The organism is Mesorhizobium sp. STM 4661 (assembly GCF_000359125.1).
GTDB lineage: Bacteria > Pseudomonadota > Alphaproteobacteria > Rhizobiales > Rhizobiaceae > Mesorhizobium.
In genome coordinates this window covers 45927-60603 of record NZ_CAAF010000014.1, presented here as the reverse complement: position 1 = coordinate 60603, position 14677 = coordinate 45927, and the positions used below count along the sequence as shown (strand labels likewise).

10 protein-coding genes and 1 tRNA gene are annotated in these 14677 nt (G+C 62.3%); 4 read left to right on the top strand and 7 right to left on the bottom strand.

Annotated features, from left to right (window positions below):
• Positions 1 to 282: 282 nt before the first annotated feature.
• The 3 genes from MESS4_RS34300 to MESS4_RS04030 are packed head-to-tail and all read left to right on the top strand — an operon-like array spanning position 283 to position 6051.
• Complete coding sequence (locus tag MESS4_RS34300; protein ID WP_006326893.1) at positions 283 to 1323, top strand: hypothetical protein; 1041 nt, start codon at positions 283 to 285, stop codon at positions 1321 to 1323.
• Entirely contained in the window at positions 1265 to 2770 is a 1506-nt protein-coding gene (locus MESS4_RS04035) for a DUF6504 family protein (protein WP_036240658.1), read from the top strand. The genes MESS4_RS34300 and MESS4_RS04035 overlap by 59 nt, the downstream gene beginning before the upstream one ends.
• Positions 2767 to 6051, top strand: a complete 3285-nt coding sequence (locus MESS4_RS04030) for an error-prone DNA polymerase (RefSeq protein ID WP_006326891.1) — start codon at positions 2767 to 2769, stop codon at positions 6049 to 6051. Before MESS4_RS04035 ends, MESS4_RS04030 begins: the two co-directional genes overlap by 4 nt.
• A 272-nt stretch (positions 6052 to 6323) precedes the next feature.
• On the opposite strand, the gene MESS4_RS04025 is transcribed toward MESS4_RS04030, so the two are convergent.
• From MESS4_RS04025 to MESS4_RS04010, 4 genes are all read right to left on the bottom strand, one after another.
• On the bottom strand, positions 6324 to 6563 hold the full coding sequence (locus tag MESS4_RS04025) for a Trm112 family protein (RefSeq protein ID WP_006326889.1): 240 nt from the start codon (positions 6561 to 6563) through the stop codon (positions 6324 to 6326).
• Between the two features lie 83 nt (positions 6564 to 6646).
• Positions 6647 to 7318 carry an LON peptidase substrate-binding domain-containing protein gene (locus MESS4_RS04020; RefSeq protein WP_006326887.1) on the bottom strand — a complete coding sequence of 224 codons (672 nt, stop codon included), beginning with the start codon at positions 7316 to 7318 and terminating at the stop codon, positions 6647 to 6649.
• 387 nt (positions 7319 to 7705) lie between these two features.
• A complete protein-coding gene (gene trxA / locus MESS4_RS04015) occupies positions 7706 to 8698 on the bottom strand; it encodes a thioredoxin (RefSeq protein WP_006326884.1) in 993 nt (330 codons plus the stop codon).
• A gap of 104 nt (positions 8699 to 8802) precedes the next feature.
• Entirely contained in the window at positions 8803 to 9300 is a 498-nt protein-coding gene (locus MESS4_RS04010) for a prolyl-tRNA synthetase associated domain-containing protein (RefSeq protein ID WP_006326883.1), read from the bottom strand.
• A gap of 278 nt (positions 9301 to 9578) precedes the next feature.
• Between MESS4_RS04010 and MESS4_RS04005 the strand changes: the two genes are divergently transcribed.
• Positions 9579 to 9653 (top strand) — tRNA-Gly (locus MESS4_RS04005).
• Positions 9654 to 10024: 371 nt separating this feature from the next.
• On the opposite strand, the gene MESS4_RS04000 is transcribed toward MESS4_RS04005, so the two are convergent.
• From MESS4_RS04000 to MESS4_RS03990, 3 genes are read right to left on the bottom strand one after another with little or no spacing between them, the layout of a single operon-like run.
• A complete protein-coding gene (locus tag MESS4_RS04000) occupies positions 10025 to 11095 on the bottom strand; it encodes an adenylate/guanylate cyclase domain-containing protein (RefSeq protein WP_006326881.1) in 1071 nt (356 codons plus the stop codon).
• A 3-nt stretch (positions 11096 to 11098) separates the two neighbouring features.
• Positions 11099 to 11593: a Rab family GTPase gene (locus tag MESS4_RS03995; RefSeq protein WP_006326880.1), complete on the bottom strand. Its 495-nt coding sequence runs from the start codon at positions 11591 to 11593 to the stop codon at positions 11099 to 11101.
• Between the two features lie 13 nt (positions 11594 to 11606).
• Entirely contained in the window at positions 11607 to 14672 is a 3066-nt protein-coding gene (locus MESS4_RS03990) for an OmpA family protein (protein WP_006326879.1), read from the bottom strand.
• Between the last annotated feature and the right edge of the window lie 5 nt (positions 14673 to 14677).

The following is a 14677-nucleotide window of genomic DNA, read 5'->3' as shown; positions in this document are numbered from 1 at the left end:
GAAAGAAGCCGACCGCAACGCCAGCGCCCTTCCTGCCTGTGATTGGCGAGATGATCGACAAAAGCGTCCTTCTCCCGTTTACGGGGAGAAGATGGCGGCAGCCAGATGAGGGGCAGCGCCGACACCGGAAAGGATGATTGGACGGTTCAAATCTGAAGCAATTGCCCTGGCTGGGTCTTGGTGAGCAGGAATAAATTCCACATGACTCCGCTTGACTCTTCGATCCCCCTCTGGAATCTATAAGAACATAACAGGAACAATTGTGAGTGGAAGCTGACCGTCATGGCGATGACCGCCGTGGCGCGGGAGACTGTTTTTGCCCTGCGCCGCCAGATCGCGAAGATCGAGGGAACGCTGCCCGAGCGCCTGCAGGCGCCGGCTCGCGCAACCCCGGCTGGCTTGCCTCCTGACGCGGGTGTCACCTCCCGGACTCTGACAATTGTCCGGCGCGGCATGGCGCCGCCCGATGCCTTCCTGCGCACCGGCGCCGCGCCTCTCGATGCCGCGCTCAGTGGCGGCCTGCCGAAGGCAGCGCTGACCGAGATCCATGGCGCTGAAACCCGCGATGCCGGAGCCGTGGCCGGCTTTGCCCTTTCGCTTGCCAGCCTGATCCTCAGAGAGCAGCAGCCGCGCCTGCCCATCCTGTGGATCGGCACATCGGAGATTTTTCGCGAGGCCGGCTTTCCCTATGCCAGGGGGCTTCATGGCCTGTTCGGCATTGAACCCGGAGAATTGCTGTTTTCCGAGGCACCGCGGCTTGTCGATGCGCTGTGGGTCGCCGAGGAGGCCGCCCGCATGCCGGCGCTCGCCGCTGTCATCCTTGAAATACGCGGCAGCCCGCAGCGATTGGACCTCACCGCGACGAGACGCCTGCACGCCCGGGCACAAAATGCCGGCCGGCCGGTGTTCCTGCTGCGCCAGGCCGGCGAGGCCGAGCCGACCACCGCGCCCGTCCGCCTCATCGTATCGGCGGCGCCGTCGGCATCGCGCGAGACAATCGCCGGGCCGCTCGCCGGCTCGATCGGCCGGGCCGCCTTCACCGTCAGCATCGGCAAGAGCCGCACCGCCTTGCCTGGACAATTCACACTGGAGTGGAACCCCGATGAACATGTTTTCGAGGAAAGAAGGGCCGGAGAAGAACGAGCAAAGAATCCTGTCCCTGTGGTTCCCGCATCTCGCCGCCGAAAGGATCCTGCGCCAGCGTCTGGGGCGGTCCGGGCGTTCGCGCCCGTCGGATCACCTGCCGCCATCTCATCCACCGCTCGTGATCAGCCATCGCGACCGCAACGCCCAGCGCATATCGGCCCTCGACGAGCGGGCTGAGGCGCTTCACCTGAAGCGCGGCATGGGCATTGCCGATGCGCGCGCCATGCATCCCTCGATCGACGTCGTCGAGGCCGATCCGGAGGCCGACCGCCGCCTGCTCGAAGGTCTCGCCGACTGGTGCGACCGCTACACCCCGCTGGTGGCGCTCGACGGGATCGACGGCCTGTTCCTCGACGTCACCGGCTGCACCCATCTGTTCGGCGGCGAACGCGCGATGCTGGACGACATCCTGTCGCGCTTTTTCCATCAGGGTTTTGACGTCCGCGCCGGCCTTGCCGCCACGCCGGGCGCGGCCTGGGCGGCGGCGCGGTTCGCCGGCGACCACATCGTCCAGAGCGGCGAGGAGGAGGCGCTTCTGGTCCCCTTGCCGCTGGCGGCGCTGCGCATCGAGCCCGAAATACGCGCCAGCCTGGAAAGCGTCGGCCTGCGCACGGCGGGCGCCGTCATGACAGCACCCCGCGCGCCGCTTGCCCGCCGCTTCGGCGCCTCGCTGCTGTTGCGCCTCGACCAGGCGCTCGGCCGCCTCGACGAGGCCGTGTCGCCGCGCCTGCCGGTGGCGCCGCTTTCGGTCGAACGCCATCTCGCCGAACCAATCATGCTGACCGACGATATAGAACGGCTGGTGAGCCTGCTGGCGACGACGTTGAAGGCCGATCTCGAGCGCCGCGGCGAGGGCGCGAGACGGCTGGCGCTGCTGCTTTTCCGCGTCGACGGCGCCGTCAGCCGCATCGCTGTCGGCACCTCGCGTCCCTTGCGCGAGCCGCTGCTGATCCAAAAATTGTTCCACGAAAGGCTGGCCGCGCTCGAACAGGATATCGATGCCGGCTATGGCTTCGACCTTGTGCGGCTCTCGGTGCTGTCGGCGGCGGCCTTCGACATGCAGCAGGCGGATCTCACCGGCGAGACGGATGATTGCGACGCCGATATCGCGCTGTTCGCCGACCGCATCCGCGCCCGCCTCGGTGACGGCGCGGTCCTGCGGCCGGTTACTGTCGAGAGCCATCTGCCGGAGCGCGCCGTCGCCACTGTCCCTTTCTCGGAGGCCCCGCAAAGGACCTCGCCGCCGAGGAAGCCGGACAGAAATCCGCTCATGACAATCTATCCGCCGGCCACGATCCACCCACCGGCCACGATCTACCCACTGGAGCGGCCGATCCGGCTGTTCCGCTCGCCCGAGCCGATCGAGGTGCCGGCCACCGAAATGCCTGAGGGACCGCCGATGAATTTCCGTTGGCGGCGGGCCTTGTATCGTGTGGCGCGCGCCGAGGGGCCCGAACGCATCGCGCCGGAATGGTGGCGGGGGCAGGGCGGCGAGGACGCGCCGACCCGCGATTATTTCCGCATCGAGGACAGCGACGGCCGCCGCTACTGGCTCTACCGCCAGGGCCTTTACGGCGCCTCTCAAGTTCCGCCGCGCTGGTTCATGCATGGGGTTTTCGCATGAACGCGCCGACCATCGTTCCCTATGCCGAATTCGGCATCCAGTCGAATTTTTCGTTCCTGCGCGGCGCCTCCAAGCCGGAGGAACTGGTGGTCACGGCCAAGTTCCTCGGCTTCTCCTCGATCGGCCTTGCCGACCGCAACACGGTTGCCGGCGTCGTGCGCGCCTGGCAGCAGGCCAAGGTGGAGAAGCTGCCTTACCATCCCGGCTGCCGCCTGGTTTTTTGCGACGGCACGCCGGATATTCTCGCCTATCCGCGGGACCGCAAGGGCTGGGGTCATCTCTGCCGCATGCTGACGCAAGCCAATCTGCGCGACGAAAACGAGAAAGGCGCGACCCTTTTGCGGCGAAGCGATCTTCTCGAATGGGGCGATCTGCTGTCGCTGGCCGTCCTGCCCGAATTGACGGCAGGCGCGGATGATAGTCTCGCATTGATTAGCCAGCTTAGGGATCGCTTCGGCAGGAACCTACGGCTTGCCGTTGCGCCGGATTATCGTGGCAATGACCGCTACCGCATCGAGCAGGCGGCGGCGATTGCCGAGGCATCAGGCGTGCCGCTGATGGCGACCAACGACATCCTCTATCACACCGCCGAGCGGCGCCCGCTGCAGGATGTGCTGACGGCGATCCGCCTCAATATGCCTGTCGGCGAGGTCGGGCTGGAGCTGGCGGCCAATGCCGAGCGTCATCTGAAGCCGCCAGTCGAGATGGCCCGCCTGTTCCGCCGCCATCCGGAGGCGCTGGCGGAAACGCTGCGTTTCGCCAGCGAGCTGACCTTCTCGCTCAGCGACCTCCAGTACAACTACCCCGACGAGCCGACGGAATCGGGCCTCGGGCCACAGGCCGAGCTCGAACGATTGGCCAGGGAGGGGGCCGCCACGCGCTATCCGGCGGGCGTCCCCGCTTCCGTAATGCAGCGCATTCGCGAAGAGCTCAGCCTGATCGAGCGCCTGAACTACGCGCGCTATTTCCTGACCGTCCATGACATCGTCAAATTCGCCCGCGGCCAGGACATTCTCTGCCAGGGACGCGGTTCCGCCGCCAATTCGATCGTCTGCTTCTGCATCGGCATCACCGAAGTCGGCCCCGACAGGATCGATACGCTGTTCGAGCGTTTCATTTCCGAGGAAAGAAACGAGCCGCCCGACATCGACGTCGACTTCGAGCATGAGCGGCGCGAGGAGGTGATCCAGTACATCTATACGAAATACAGCGCCAAGCGCACGGCGCTGGCCGCCGCCGTCATCAGCTATCGCGGCCGCTCGGCGCTGCGCGAAGTGGCCAAGGCGATGGGCCTGTCCGAGGATGTCCGCAGCGCATTGTCCAGCTCGATCTGGGGCTGGTCGACCTCGGAACTCGGCGAAAAGGAGGCCCACGCCGGCGGCATCGACCGCACCGACCCGCTGGCAAGGCAGGTGATCGAACGCGCCAACGAGATCATGGGCTTTCCCCGGCATCTCTCCCAGCATGTCGGCGGCTTCGTCATCACCAGGGACCGGCTCGACGAGATCGTGCCCATCGTCAAGACGGCGATGGACGAGCGCAAGATGGTCGAGTGGGACAAGGACGATCTCGACGCGGTGAAGATCCTCAAGGTCGATGTGCTGGCGCTCGGCATGCTGACCTGCCTGAAACGCGCCTTCACCCTTCTGCACAATCACTACGATGTCCGGGACGAGTATGACCGTCCGCTGGGACTGGCGACGCTGCCGGAGAGGGACGAAAGGGTCTACGACATGATCTGCCGCGCCGACACGCTCGGCGTCTTCCAGATCGAATCCCGCGCCCAGATGTCGATGCTGCCGCGCTTGAAGCCGCGCACCTTCTATGACCTCGTCATCGAGGTGGCGATCGTGCGGCCAGGCCCGATCCAGGGCGACATGGTGCATCCCTATCTGCGCCGCCGGCAAGGCAAGGAGAAACCCGAATATCCCAAGCCGGAATTGGAAAAGATTCTCGGCAAGACGCTGGGCGTCCCCCTGTTCCAGGAACAGGCGATGAAGATCGCCATCGTCGCCGGCGGCTTCAGGCCGGGCGAGGCCGATGAATTGCGCCGCGCCATGGCCACCTTCAAGCGCACCGGCACGATCGGCAATTATCGCCAGCGCATGATCGACGGCATGGTCGGCAGGGGTTACGAGAAGGACTTCGCCGAGCGCTGCTTCAAGCAGATCGAAGGTTTTGGCGAATACGGCTTTCCCGAAAGCCACGCCGCCTCTTTCGCCCTGCTGGTCTATGCCTCCTGCTGGTTCAAGACCTTCTATCCCGACGTGTTCTGCGCCGCGATCCTGAATTCGCAGCCGATGGGCTTCTACCAGCCGGCGCAGCTCGTCCGCGATGCCCGCGACCATGGCGTCGACATCCGCGCGGCCGACGTCAATTTCTCCGGCTGGGACTGCGCCCTGGAGGAATCGGCCTTCGATCCGGCCCGCACCCTCGCCCGCCATGCCGGGATGCGCGGCGTCATAAGGACCAATCATGCCGTGCGGCTCGGCTTCCGCCAGATCAAGGGGCTTTCCAAGGATCGCATGGACATATTCGTGTCGAGGCGCGGCGAAGGTTACGAAACCGTCAGGGATGTCTGGCTGCGCTCGGGCCTCGATGTCGACGAGATCGAGAAACTGGCGCAGGCGGATGCCTTCCGCTCGATCGGCCTTGACCGGCGCGCGGCGCTGTGGGCGGTCCGCGCGCTCGATGGCAAGAGCGCCGCCGAGATGCTGCCGCTGTTCGACCAGAAGAATATCCGCCTGCGCGATCTCGAGCCCGAGACGAAGCTACCGAAAATGCCGCTCGGCGAGCATGTCATCCATGACTACCGTTCGCTCGGCCTGTCGCTGAAGGCGCATCCCGTCGCCTTTCTGCGTGAACGGCTGGACCGCTCCGGAGTGACGCCGAATGCGCGCCTCCCTTCGGTGCGCGATGGCAGGCGGGTCTCCGTCGCGGGCCTCGTGCTCGTGCGTCAGCGCCCGGGCAAGGGCAATGCGATCTTCCTGACGCTGGAGGACGAACAGGCGGTCGCCAACGTCATTTTCTGGGAACGGACCTTTACCCGCTACCGGCCCATTGTCATGGGAGCAAGGTTCGTCCGCGTCACCGGCAAGTTGCAGTCGGAATCCGACGTCATCCATATCGTCGCCGAAAAGATCGAGGATCTGACGCCCTGGCTGGCAACGCTGCTGGAGGAGAAGTCCGACGCACCTGTCGTGCAGAACGACAGGCGGGAGATCGCAACGCTGTCGGGGAAGGCAGAAAGGGTCATGCCCAAGGGGCGCAATTTTCAATAGGGCATGGCGCTGCGGCGATGCGCAATCTTGCGAGATGTCGGCGGGACAGCGCCCCCCTCTGTCCTGCCGGACATCTCCCCCTCAAGGGGGGAGATTGGATGTCGCTAAGGCTTTCGCCAATCTCCAACGTTGCGGGAGAAGCGCTGCAGGCGAAGCTGCCGATCTCCCCCCTTGAGGGGGAGATGCCCGGCAGGGCAGAGGGGGGCGGCCGTAGAGCACCGACGCCAGCGGCCGCAAGCCGTCGAATCGCCCGGCCGATGGGAGCGCTGCGTTCAGCTCGGCCCGCCCAGGCGCGGCGGCGACAATACATCCTCGGCCGAGATCGCCCGCGCCTCCGAAGGCAGCATGACCGGGATGCCGTCGCGCACCGGATAGGCAAGTTTTGCCACCCTCGAGATGAGTTCGCCGCGTTCCGGATCCCAGGCCAGCGGACCCTTGGTCAGCGGGCAGGCCAGCAATTCCAGCAGCCTGCGATCGACATCGATCTTCTTGCCGTCACGCCCGTCCGCCATTCGGTCCGTCCTTCTCCAGGCCAATCGCTTCAGGTCTAGCGCGGCCCTCCCTTCTCCCACAAGGGGAGAAGGACAGTTCCTTCTTACTGCAAACTCGAACCGAAATCCTCATTCTCGCGCGCCAGCGCCATTTCGGTGATGGCGATCAGCGTTTCGGCGCGCGTCTTCAGATCCGACGCTTCGAGCAGCGCCTGTTTCTCAGCCGGCCCATAGGGCGCCATCATCGACAGCGCATTGACCAGCATGGCGTTTTCCGCGCGGCTGACGCTTTCCCAGTCGGCTTCCAGATCATTGGCCTGCAAATAGGCCCGGAACGCTCTGAGCAGCGCCGGCCGGTCGATCCCGGCCTCCGCCTGGTCCTCGTCCAGGTCGGTGAGAAAAGGCGCGAAACGGCACTGGCGAAACGGCGTCTTGACGGAGAGTTCATGCACGATGCGGAACCGGCACACGCCCTGCAGCGAAATCAGATAACGGCCGTCGCCACTCTCGGAAAACGCAATGATGCGCCCGGCGCAGCCGACATTGCAGAGCTCCGGCTCGCCATGGGCACGCAGCGCCCCGTCGAGGCTAGGCTGGATCATGCCGACCAGCCGTGACCCGGCGATCGCCTCGTCCACCATCTGCAGGTAGCGCGGCTCGAAGATGTTGAGCGGCATGCGGCCTCTCGGCAGCAGCAGCGCGCCTTCGAGCGGAAAGATCGGGATCGTCGACGGCAGATCCGTGCCCAGCCGGTAATGCGCGTTTCCCGCTTGCACCTCGTTCCTCCGATCGCTTCATATCGAGAAGCGCGCCATGCCTGCGATCCGCCTGTGCCCAACGCAGCAAGGCGATCGGACCTGTCCTGAAGCGCTTCGCGTCTTGAACCGATCGGCGCGCTTCAAGTCCTTGTTTTAGTGCATATCACTGACCCAAAACCGCTGCGTGCTCTTGGGCATCATGCACTAAGGTGTGTTGATATTCAGGTGATGCCGGCCAGCAAACGGCGATTTTCCGCGCTTCCGGTGCTCACGGACCCAAATGTCCGCTCCGCTCCGGTTCTCGAAAACCACCATTTTCGGCTCGTCCTGACCTGAATCTCAACACACCTTAATCTGGCGCAGCCGTCGCCGGCCGCAAGGCCAACGGTCAAAAACAGCGCCGGCTCAGGAAAACAACAGTGACGACAATTTGCGCCGCGCCGACAGCGTCGCCTCGTCGGTCATTCCCCAGGCCTCGAAGAATTGCAGCAACTGGTTCCTGGCGCCATCCTCGTTCCAGGTGCGATCGGCCTTGACGATCGCCAGCAGATTGTCGGCTGCCGCCATGCGCTCGCCCCGGGCGTTCTGGATCATGGCAAGATCGAACCGTGCCTGGTGATCTCCAGGGTTGTCGGCCAGTCGCCGCTCGAACTCCGCCGGATTGCCAAGCGCCGATGCCTGCGCGGCGAGCGCCATCTTGGCGCGTACCGCGGCGAGCGGCGGTGCATCCTTCTTTGCCTCCGGCGCCCGCGCCAGCATGGCTTCCGCGCCGTCGGTATCGCCGGCCTCGAACAGAAGATCGGCCAGCCCGGCGATCGCCTCGATCGTTTCCGGCGCCTGCTCCAGGATCGCGTCGTAGATGTCCGCGGCGGTCTGCGCGTCGCCGGCCTCGCGCGCCTCCGCCGCCGCGGCAAGCGCCTCGGCAACCTGCGGCGCGCCGCCATTCTTGCCGCCGACCTTCTGGATGAATTGGGTGATCTGGCTCTCGGGAATGGCGCCCATGAACCCGTCGACCGGCTGGCCGTCCTTGAAGGCAATGACCGCCGGTATCGACTGGATGCCGAGCTGGCCGGCGATCGAGGGATGGTCGTCGATGTTCATCTTGACCAGCTTGACCTTGCCGCCGGCCGCCTTGACCACCTTTTCCAGCAGCGGCGTCAACTCCTTGCAGGGGCCGCACCACGGCGCCCAGAAATCGACCAGCACCGGCTGACGGCGTGATTCCTGGATGACGTCGGCGGCGAATGTGGCGGTCGTGGTGTCCTTGATGACGTCGGCCGGCGCCTCGCCAAGTGCTGCTTTCGCACCGGCCGCCTCGGTGCCGCCATACTGCACCGATGTGGCATACTGACCGCCATTGCTGCCGAATTGGCCGCCAAATGGATTGTTATCGCTCATCTCATCGCCCTTTCGGTCGCGCCGCCGGCTTCGGCCTGGCGCAACGTCTTTCTCCAGAAGTCGGTTTTTCAGCCATCCCGGCTATTCCGCCATCCATGTGGCGCTTATGCCGAGACTTTCAAGATAGCAGCATCATGCCCGGTTGCCTCGACGAATCTGACGAGATCGGCTGCGGCGATCGACGTCGTTGCCTCACTGGTCAGCGGGTGGGCGTTGATCACCGCATGGTTCATCAACTCCTGGTCGAGGACGACTTTGACCCGCAGCTTCGTATCGTTGATCAGGCCGAAAACCGTGACCGCGCCCGGTACGACGCCGAGAAGCTCCATCAGCATCTCCGGCCTGCCGAAGGAGACGCGACCGGCGGCGCCGATCACATTATGGATCTGCTTCAGGTCGACCACCGCCTCCTCGCCGACGCTGACCAGGAAGAAATTGTCCTTCCTGTCCTTGAGGAACAGGTTCTTCGTGTGGCCGCCGGCGATTTCCCCGCGCAGCGCCTGCGAATCGGCGACGGTGAACAGCGGCGGATGGCGGCGCGTGGAGACGTCAATGCCGAGATCGGCGAGAAAGGCGAAAAGCTCGGCTTCGGTTTTCGGCATCAGGCGTCCTGTTGTCGCGGGTTCCGGTCACGCCGTTTACGGCCAATGGCGCGGACGAGACAAGACCGTTGCGCCGGGGGACGATGATTCCGTCAATGCATGTCGCGCAAAAGTGCGCAGCGGTTTTGCGATAACGACATGCATACAAGAACGCCGTCACCGCGACGCAAGCCTTGTAGGCGTCGCCGGGCGCGGCCGAAAAAGCCTGCGATTTCCCTGTTGCAATCGCCGCGCTCTTCAGCCATATAGGCGCGGCTTGCGGCCCAAAAGCCGCGCGAGCGGGTGTAGCTCAGGGGTAGAGCACAACCTTGCCAAGGTTGGGGTCGAGCGTTCGAATCGCTTCACCCGCTCCAGTTTTCTCCAAGAAAATCAAGCGATTAAGAGGCGCCTTTCGGGGCGCCTTTTGCTTACATGGCTTTCTGAACCGGCAATGTAAGCTCATCGTAAGCGCGCAAAGGCGAAAACAGCGGCGGGCTTGACCGCCACGATCAACGAGGAAGTTCCAGAATAGCATGACGAATGGGTTGGGTACTTCACTTCGAGTGTCTCGGCGAAGCTCCTAACTATAATGTGCCTTGGCGGTGGGGGGAGTTGCAACCGCACGAAACGGCCCTGTGGCCTCGGTGGTCGACTGCTTCGCGCACCTCTGCGGACATTCGAAACCATGATGTTTGACCAGCTTGAGATGCAATGCGCTCCGGGGGCGGCACTGCCAAGCGGCAAATCAGGCCGGGAGCCGCCACATTCGCACACGACCTGTACCACGCAATTCCGTTTCCGCGAGTGGGTCGCAAGTAAAATTTGGTCCAAGCAGTTTGTGAGTTGCATCCGAAATACGGATTTCATCGGGCTCCGCGGACGTTTGAATACGTGCGGCGAGATTAACGGTTTCGCCCCACAGGTCATAGGCAAACCGCCTTTTGCCTATGACGCCCGCGACGATTGGTCCTGAGTGAATTCCAATTCTGAGTCTTAGCGGTTCTCCTGCGAAGCGTTCGCGCTTAACCGCTTTCCGCAGTTCAAGTGCATAATGCGCAAGGGCTTCTGCATGATCGGATCGCGCGGCGGGCAGGCCAGCGACCACCATCACACAATCGCCGATTGTCTTGATCTTTTCGCAGCCGTATCGTTCCGAGAGCAGATCCGCCGCCTTGAAGAAGTAATTTAAAATAGCGAGCGTCGTCTCGGCTCCGACGCTCCGCGCTCTTTCCGTAAAGCCGACGATGTCGGCAAAAAGCACACTCACCTCTGCGTGGTTGTCTGCAATTTGTTCGTCCGCTTTTAACCGCTCCGCGATCGACGCCGGAAGAATGTTGAGGAGTAGGCTTTCGGCGCGCTGGTATTCACGCGACAGTCCCTCTTGGCTCTGCCTCAACGCCTCGTTCGTCGATTGCAATTTCTCGTTGAGTTGACGCTCCCTCTCTTGCAGGAGCGTCATTTCATAAGCCTTCTGTTGAAGCCGCTGCCTATTGTCGCGTTCGGCAGTGGCGTCAAGAAAGAGCAGCCACACGCAGGCATTGTCAGCAAAAAGATGAAGGTCCGCGACACGCCCGCTGGGCAGTTCGACCATGGCCATATGATATGGAAGCTCCGGGCAAGGCAGCAAACCTTCCATGAATTCAAGCTGCTCGGCAACAGGCTTACCAATGCGAAGTGATGAGAGTCCGTAATGTTTAACACTGCCGCCCTTCGCAGCTATGCAAAGCTGGGCGTCAATTTTCAAATATGCGACAGAGTGCTCGCTGTAAAAGAAATTGTAAATCCAGCTTCTGACTTCTCTTGGCAATCCATGCATGGTCTATTTGGTGACCATCGAAGCAAGCTGACGAAATGCATCGTCAACATGTTCACCCGAAAGCGCGCTTGTTAGATAGATTTGCCATCCAAGTTGCCTCAGTTCGTTAATCTCACTATCCGATATTGCCCAACGATCGGCCAGATCGGATTTGTTGAACAGCAATACAAACGGCATGGCGCCGAATTCGGCCTCGGCCCGCTCGCGCAGCGTGAGCGCCACGGCAAGAGTAGCGGCGCGGGTCCCATCGACGACAAGCACGAGCCCGGTCGCACCTCGCACATAGCTGACGCGGAATGAGCCGATATCGTCTTCGCCGGCCAAATCCCACAAAATCAGATCCACGGTTTTGTCCGGGAGTGCGACACTCTTCTTGTCGATTTTCACTCCCACCGTGGTCAAGTAGGTTTCTGAAAAGATGCTTTGCACAAACCTGCGAACCAGACTCGTCTTTCCGACAGCGAACCCGCCCAACATGCAGATCTTTTTTTGCAACATCCCGGACTCCGCACTAGTCTAGGTTTACCGTAACCGAAACCCGGCGATTGGCGGAGCTCCCAGTTCGACTATTTTCAGGCACCGCCGGCTCAAAGGTGCCCGCGCCCCGAACCAGCAGCAATTCCGGAGCGACGCCGCGCTTGTTGAGAAGCGCACGAACTGTCTCGGCGCGGGCGGCGCTGATCGACGCGTTGGACGTCTCACGGCCCGTGGCGTCCGAATGGCCGGTCAACATGAACCGAGCTGTCACGCCTGACTTGCGGGCATTTTGGGCGAATTCCTTTAATTGATCCGCCAATCTGTCGAGAACCGGCGTCTGTTCTGGTCCCGGCACAACCTTGCCGGAATAGAAGAGAATATCGGTCGCCTGGATGGCCTCTCTCAAATTATTGAGTTCCGCAAGGCTCAGCTCACGCAGCTGTGAGACATCCAGAACCACTCCGTCCGCGGACAGCTGCTGAGCGGCGGCCCGCGCCCGGTTGATCCAGGCGGCAGGAGCCTCACCCACGACAACGATGCGATCCTGGACGATCGAAAGCTGAACCGATTTCGGCGGGGTCAGCGACGCCGTCAGCCGCTTCACCACGAACTTCGGATCAAGGCTCTGATAGAATTGCCACTGCGAATGAACGCGGGCGGGATCAACCTTCGTTCCGGACAGCAGAGCCTGCGGGTCGGCGGCAAGCGGGTCTCTCAGGCCGGAAATGTAGAAATGTCCGCCCCTCGCCGTTTGTTGGGCGACGATGATTCCCGGTTGGGCCTCAAGTCGCGACACATAATGCTGCCAATGCTCCGCCGCGCGTGCTTCGGGGCTCACATCACGGACCTTGGAGATGTCGAATTCCGGTCCGCCTGCCGAAAGCTGTCGGGCCGCTGCGCGCGCCCGATCTATCCAGGTGTCGGGAGCCTCACCCTCGGCAACGATGCGATCCTCGACGATCGAAAGCCGAACCGATTTCGGCGGGGTCAGCGACGCCGTCAGCCGCTTCACCACGAACTTCGGATCAAGGCTCTGATAGAATTGCCACTGCGAATGAACGCGGGCAAGATCAACCCCCGTTCCGGACAGCAGAGCCTGCGGGTCGGCGGCAAGCGGGTCTCTCAGGCCGGCAATATAGAATTGGCCATCGCGCATTTTTTGTTCGGCAACGATGATGCCCGGCTGGCTCCCCAGTCGCGACACATAGGCCTGCCAGCGCTCCGCCGCGCGTGCTTCGGGGCTCACATCACGAACCTTGGAGATGTCGAATGCCGGTCCACCTGCCGAAAGCTGTTGGGCGGCGGCCCGCGCCCGATCTATCCAGGTGTCGGGAGCCTCACCCTCGGCAACGATGCGATCATTGACGATCGAAAGCCGAACCGATTTCGGCGGGGTCAGCGACGCCGTCAGCCGCTTCAACACGAACTCCGGCTCAAGGCTCTGATAGAATTGCCACTGTGAATGAACGCGGGCGGGATCGACCTGCGTTCCGGACAACAGCGACTGCGGGTCGGCGGCAAGCGGGTCTCTCAGGCCGGCAATATAGAATTGGCCATCGCGCACCTTTTGTTCGGCAACGATGATGCCCGGCTGGGTCTCCAGTCGCGACACATAGGCCTGCCAGCGCTCCGCCTCGCGTGCTTCGGGGCTCACATCACGGACCTTGGAGATGTCGAATACCGGTCCGCCTGCCGAAAGTTGTTGGGCGGCGGCCCGCGCCCGGTTGATCCACGTGTCGGTAGCCTCACCCTCGGCAACGATGCGATCGTTGACGATCGAAAGTCGTACTGAATCCGGCGGGGTCAGCGACGCCGTTAGCCGCTTCAACACGAACTCCGGCTCAAGGCTCTGATAGAATTGCCAGCGTGAATGAACGCGGGCGGGATCGACCTCCGTTCCAGACAACAGCGACTGCGGGTCGGCGGCAAGCGGGTCTCTCAGGCCGGCAATATAGAATTGGCCATCACGCATTTTTTGTTCGGCAACGATGATGCCCGGCTGGGTTCCCAGTCGTGACACATAGGCCTGCCAGCGCTGCCCGGATTGCCAGGAAAGAAGGAACCAACCGCCCGCCGGAATCAAAACCAGCAGGACTGCAGCCACCACCAGCCACGGAAATCCCTGGTTCGATTCCTCCTGCTTCAGTTCAACACAGGTCTGCAACTGCGTCTCTACGCCGGCCAACTGCGAACTGTCGCCGTCAAACTGCTCTAAAGCCTGTGAGGATTCATCATGGATGCGAAGCAATACATCGCGAATTATTTCATGTAATTCCTCTGGCGGATTTCCCCGGATCACGGCAACCAAGGTCGCAAACGGTCCAACTTCCGACCAGAGACGAAGCTCCCCGAAACGGATAGTGTCCAGGCCGCTCTGTTCTTTCTCGTTAAACGAGTCCTTTACGAAATCTTGAATTGCACTAAGCATCGAAGAAATTAGTTGAGGGTCTTCGCTCGTTGCGTTTTCGGCAGTTACATGCGTAATCAAAAGCCCGGAATTTCGGTTAATGAGAAAGACGTGTTCTACACGATAGACAAGAGAATGCTTAAGAACAACTTCTGAAAAGCTTGCGCCCGTTCTCCAAGCTTCAAATCTCCACTTAAGTCCACGCCAGGTAAATATATGTCTTAAAGATTCATTCAGCGATTGAAAGGTCTGGTCGATCTTTTCGCCGATCGACTTGCGAATAGCCGGCAGAAACACCGGGTACAATATATCCGTCAGCGTGCGCGGGTTCTTCTGGATGGACCGTTGCACAGCCCTCTCGACAGCTGGCGCAAGGGCCTCGCCGAGTTGCGCATGAGACGCACGCGCGGCTGCATCGGGGAGAACGCCCCCCACTGCAGCCGCAAGCTGCTCAGGTTCGTCGAGCAGGTGCGCAACTCGTGAAAGCTCGGAAATTTCGCGGCCGACCAGCAACTGGCGCAGCGTTTCCATGCGAGGATCGGCGGTTGGAACTCCGTCGAAACGCGCACGATAGTCCGGATCGACGTTCCGGGCAATTTCGACCAAAAGACTAGCCAGAGCCTCGCGATCAATCTCTGTATCGTTCGAAGCTGCTCTTTGCGGAAGGCTGATTGGGTCGACGATCGACGTCAAGTTCC

Excerpts from the sequence above, each read along its gene's own strand:
- MESS4_RS04030 (WP_006326891.1), top strand. The coding sequence starts at position 2,767 with ATGAACGCGCCGACCATCGTTCCCTATGCCGAATTCGGCATCCAGTCG.
- MESS4_RS34300 (WP_006326893.1), top strand. The coding sequence starts at position 283 with ATGGCGATGACCGCCGTGGCGCGGGAGACTGTTTTTGCCCTGCGCCGC.
- MESS4_RS04025 (WP_006326889.1), bottom strand. The coding sequence starts at position 6,563 with ATGGCGGACGGGCGTGACGGCAAGAAGATCGATGTCGATCGCAGGCTG.
- MESS4_RS04000 (WP_006326881.1), bottom strand. The coding sequence starts at position 11,095 with ATGCATGGATTGCCAAGAGAAGTCAGAAGCTGGATTTACAATTTCTTT.
- trxA (WP_006326884.1), bottom strand. The coding sequence starts at position 8,698 with ATGAGCGATAACAATCCATTTGGCGGCCAATTCGGCAGCAATGGCGGT.
- MESS4_RS03995 (WP_006326880.1), bottom strand. The coding sequence starts at position 11,593 with ATGTTGCAAAAAAAGATCTGCATGTTGGGCGGGTTCGCTGTCGGAAAG.
- MESS4_RS04010 (WP_006326883.1), bottom strand. The coding sequence starts at position 9,300 with ATGCCGAAAACCGAAGCCGAGCTTTTCGCCTTTCTCGCCGATCTCGGC.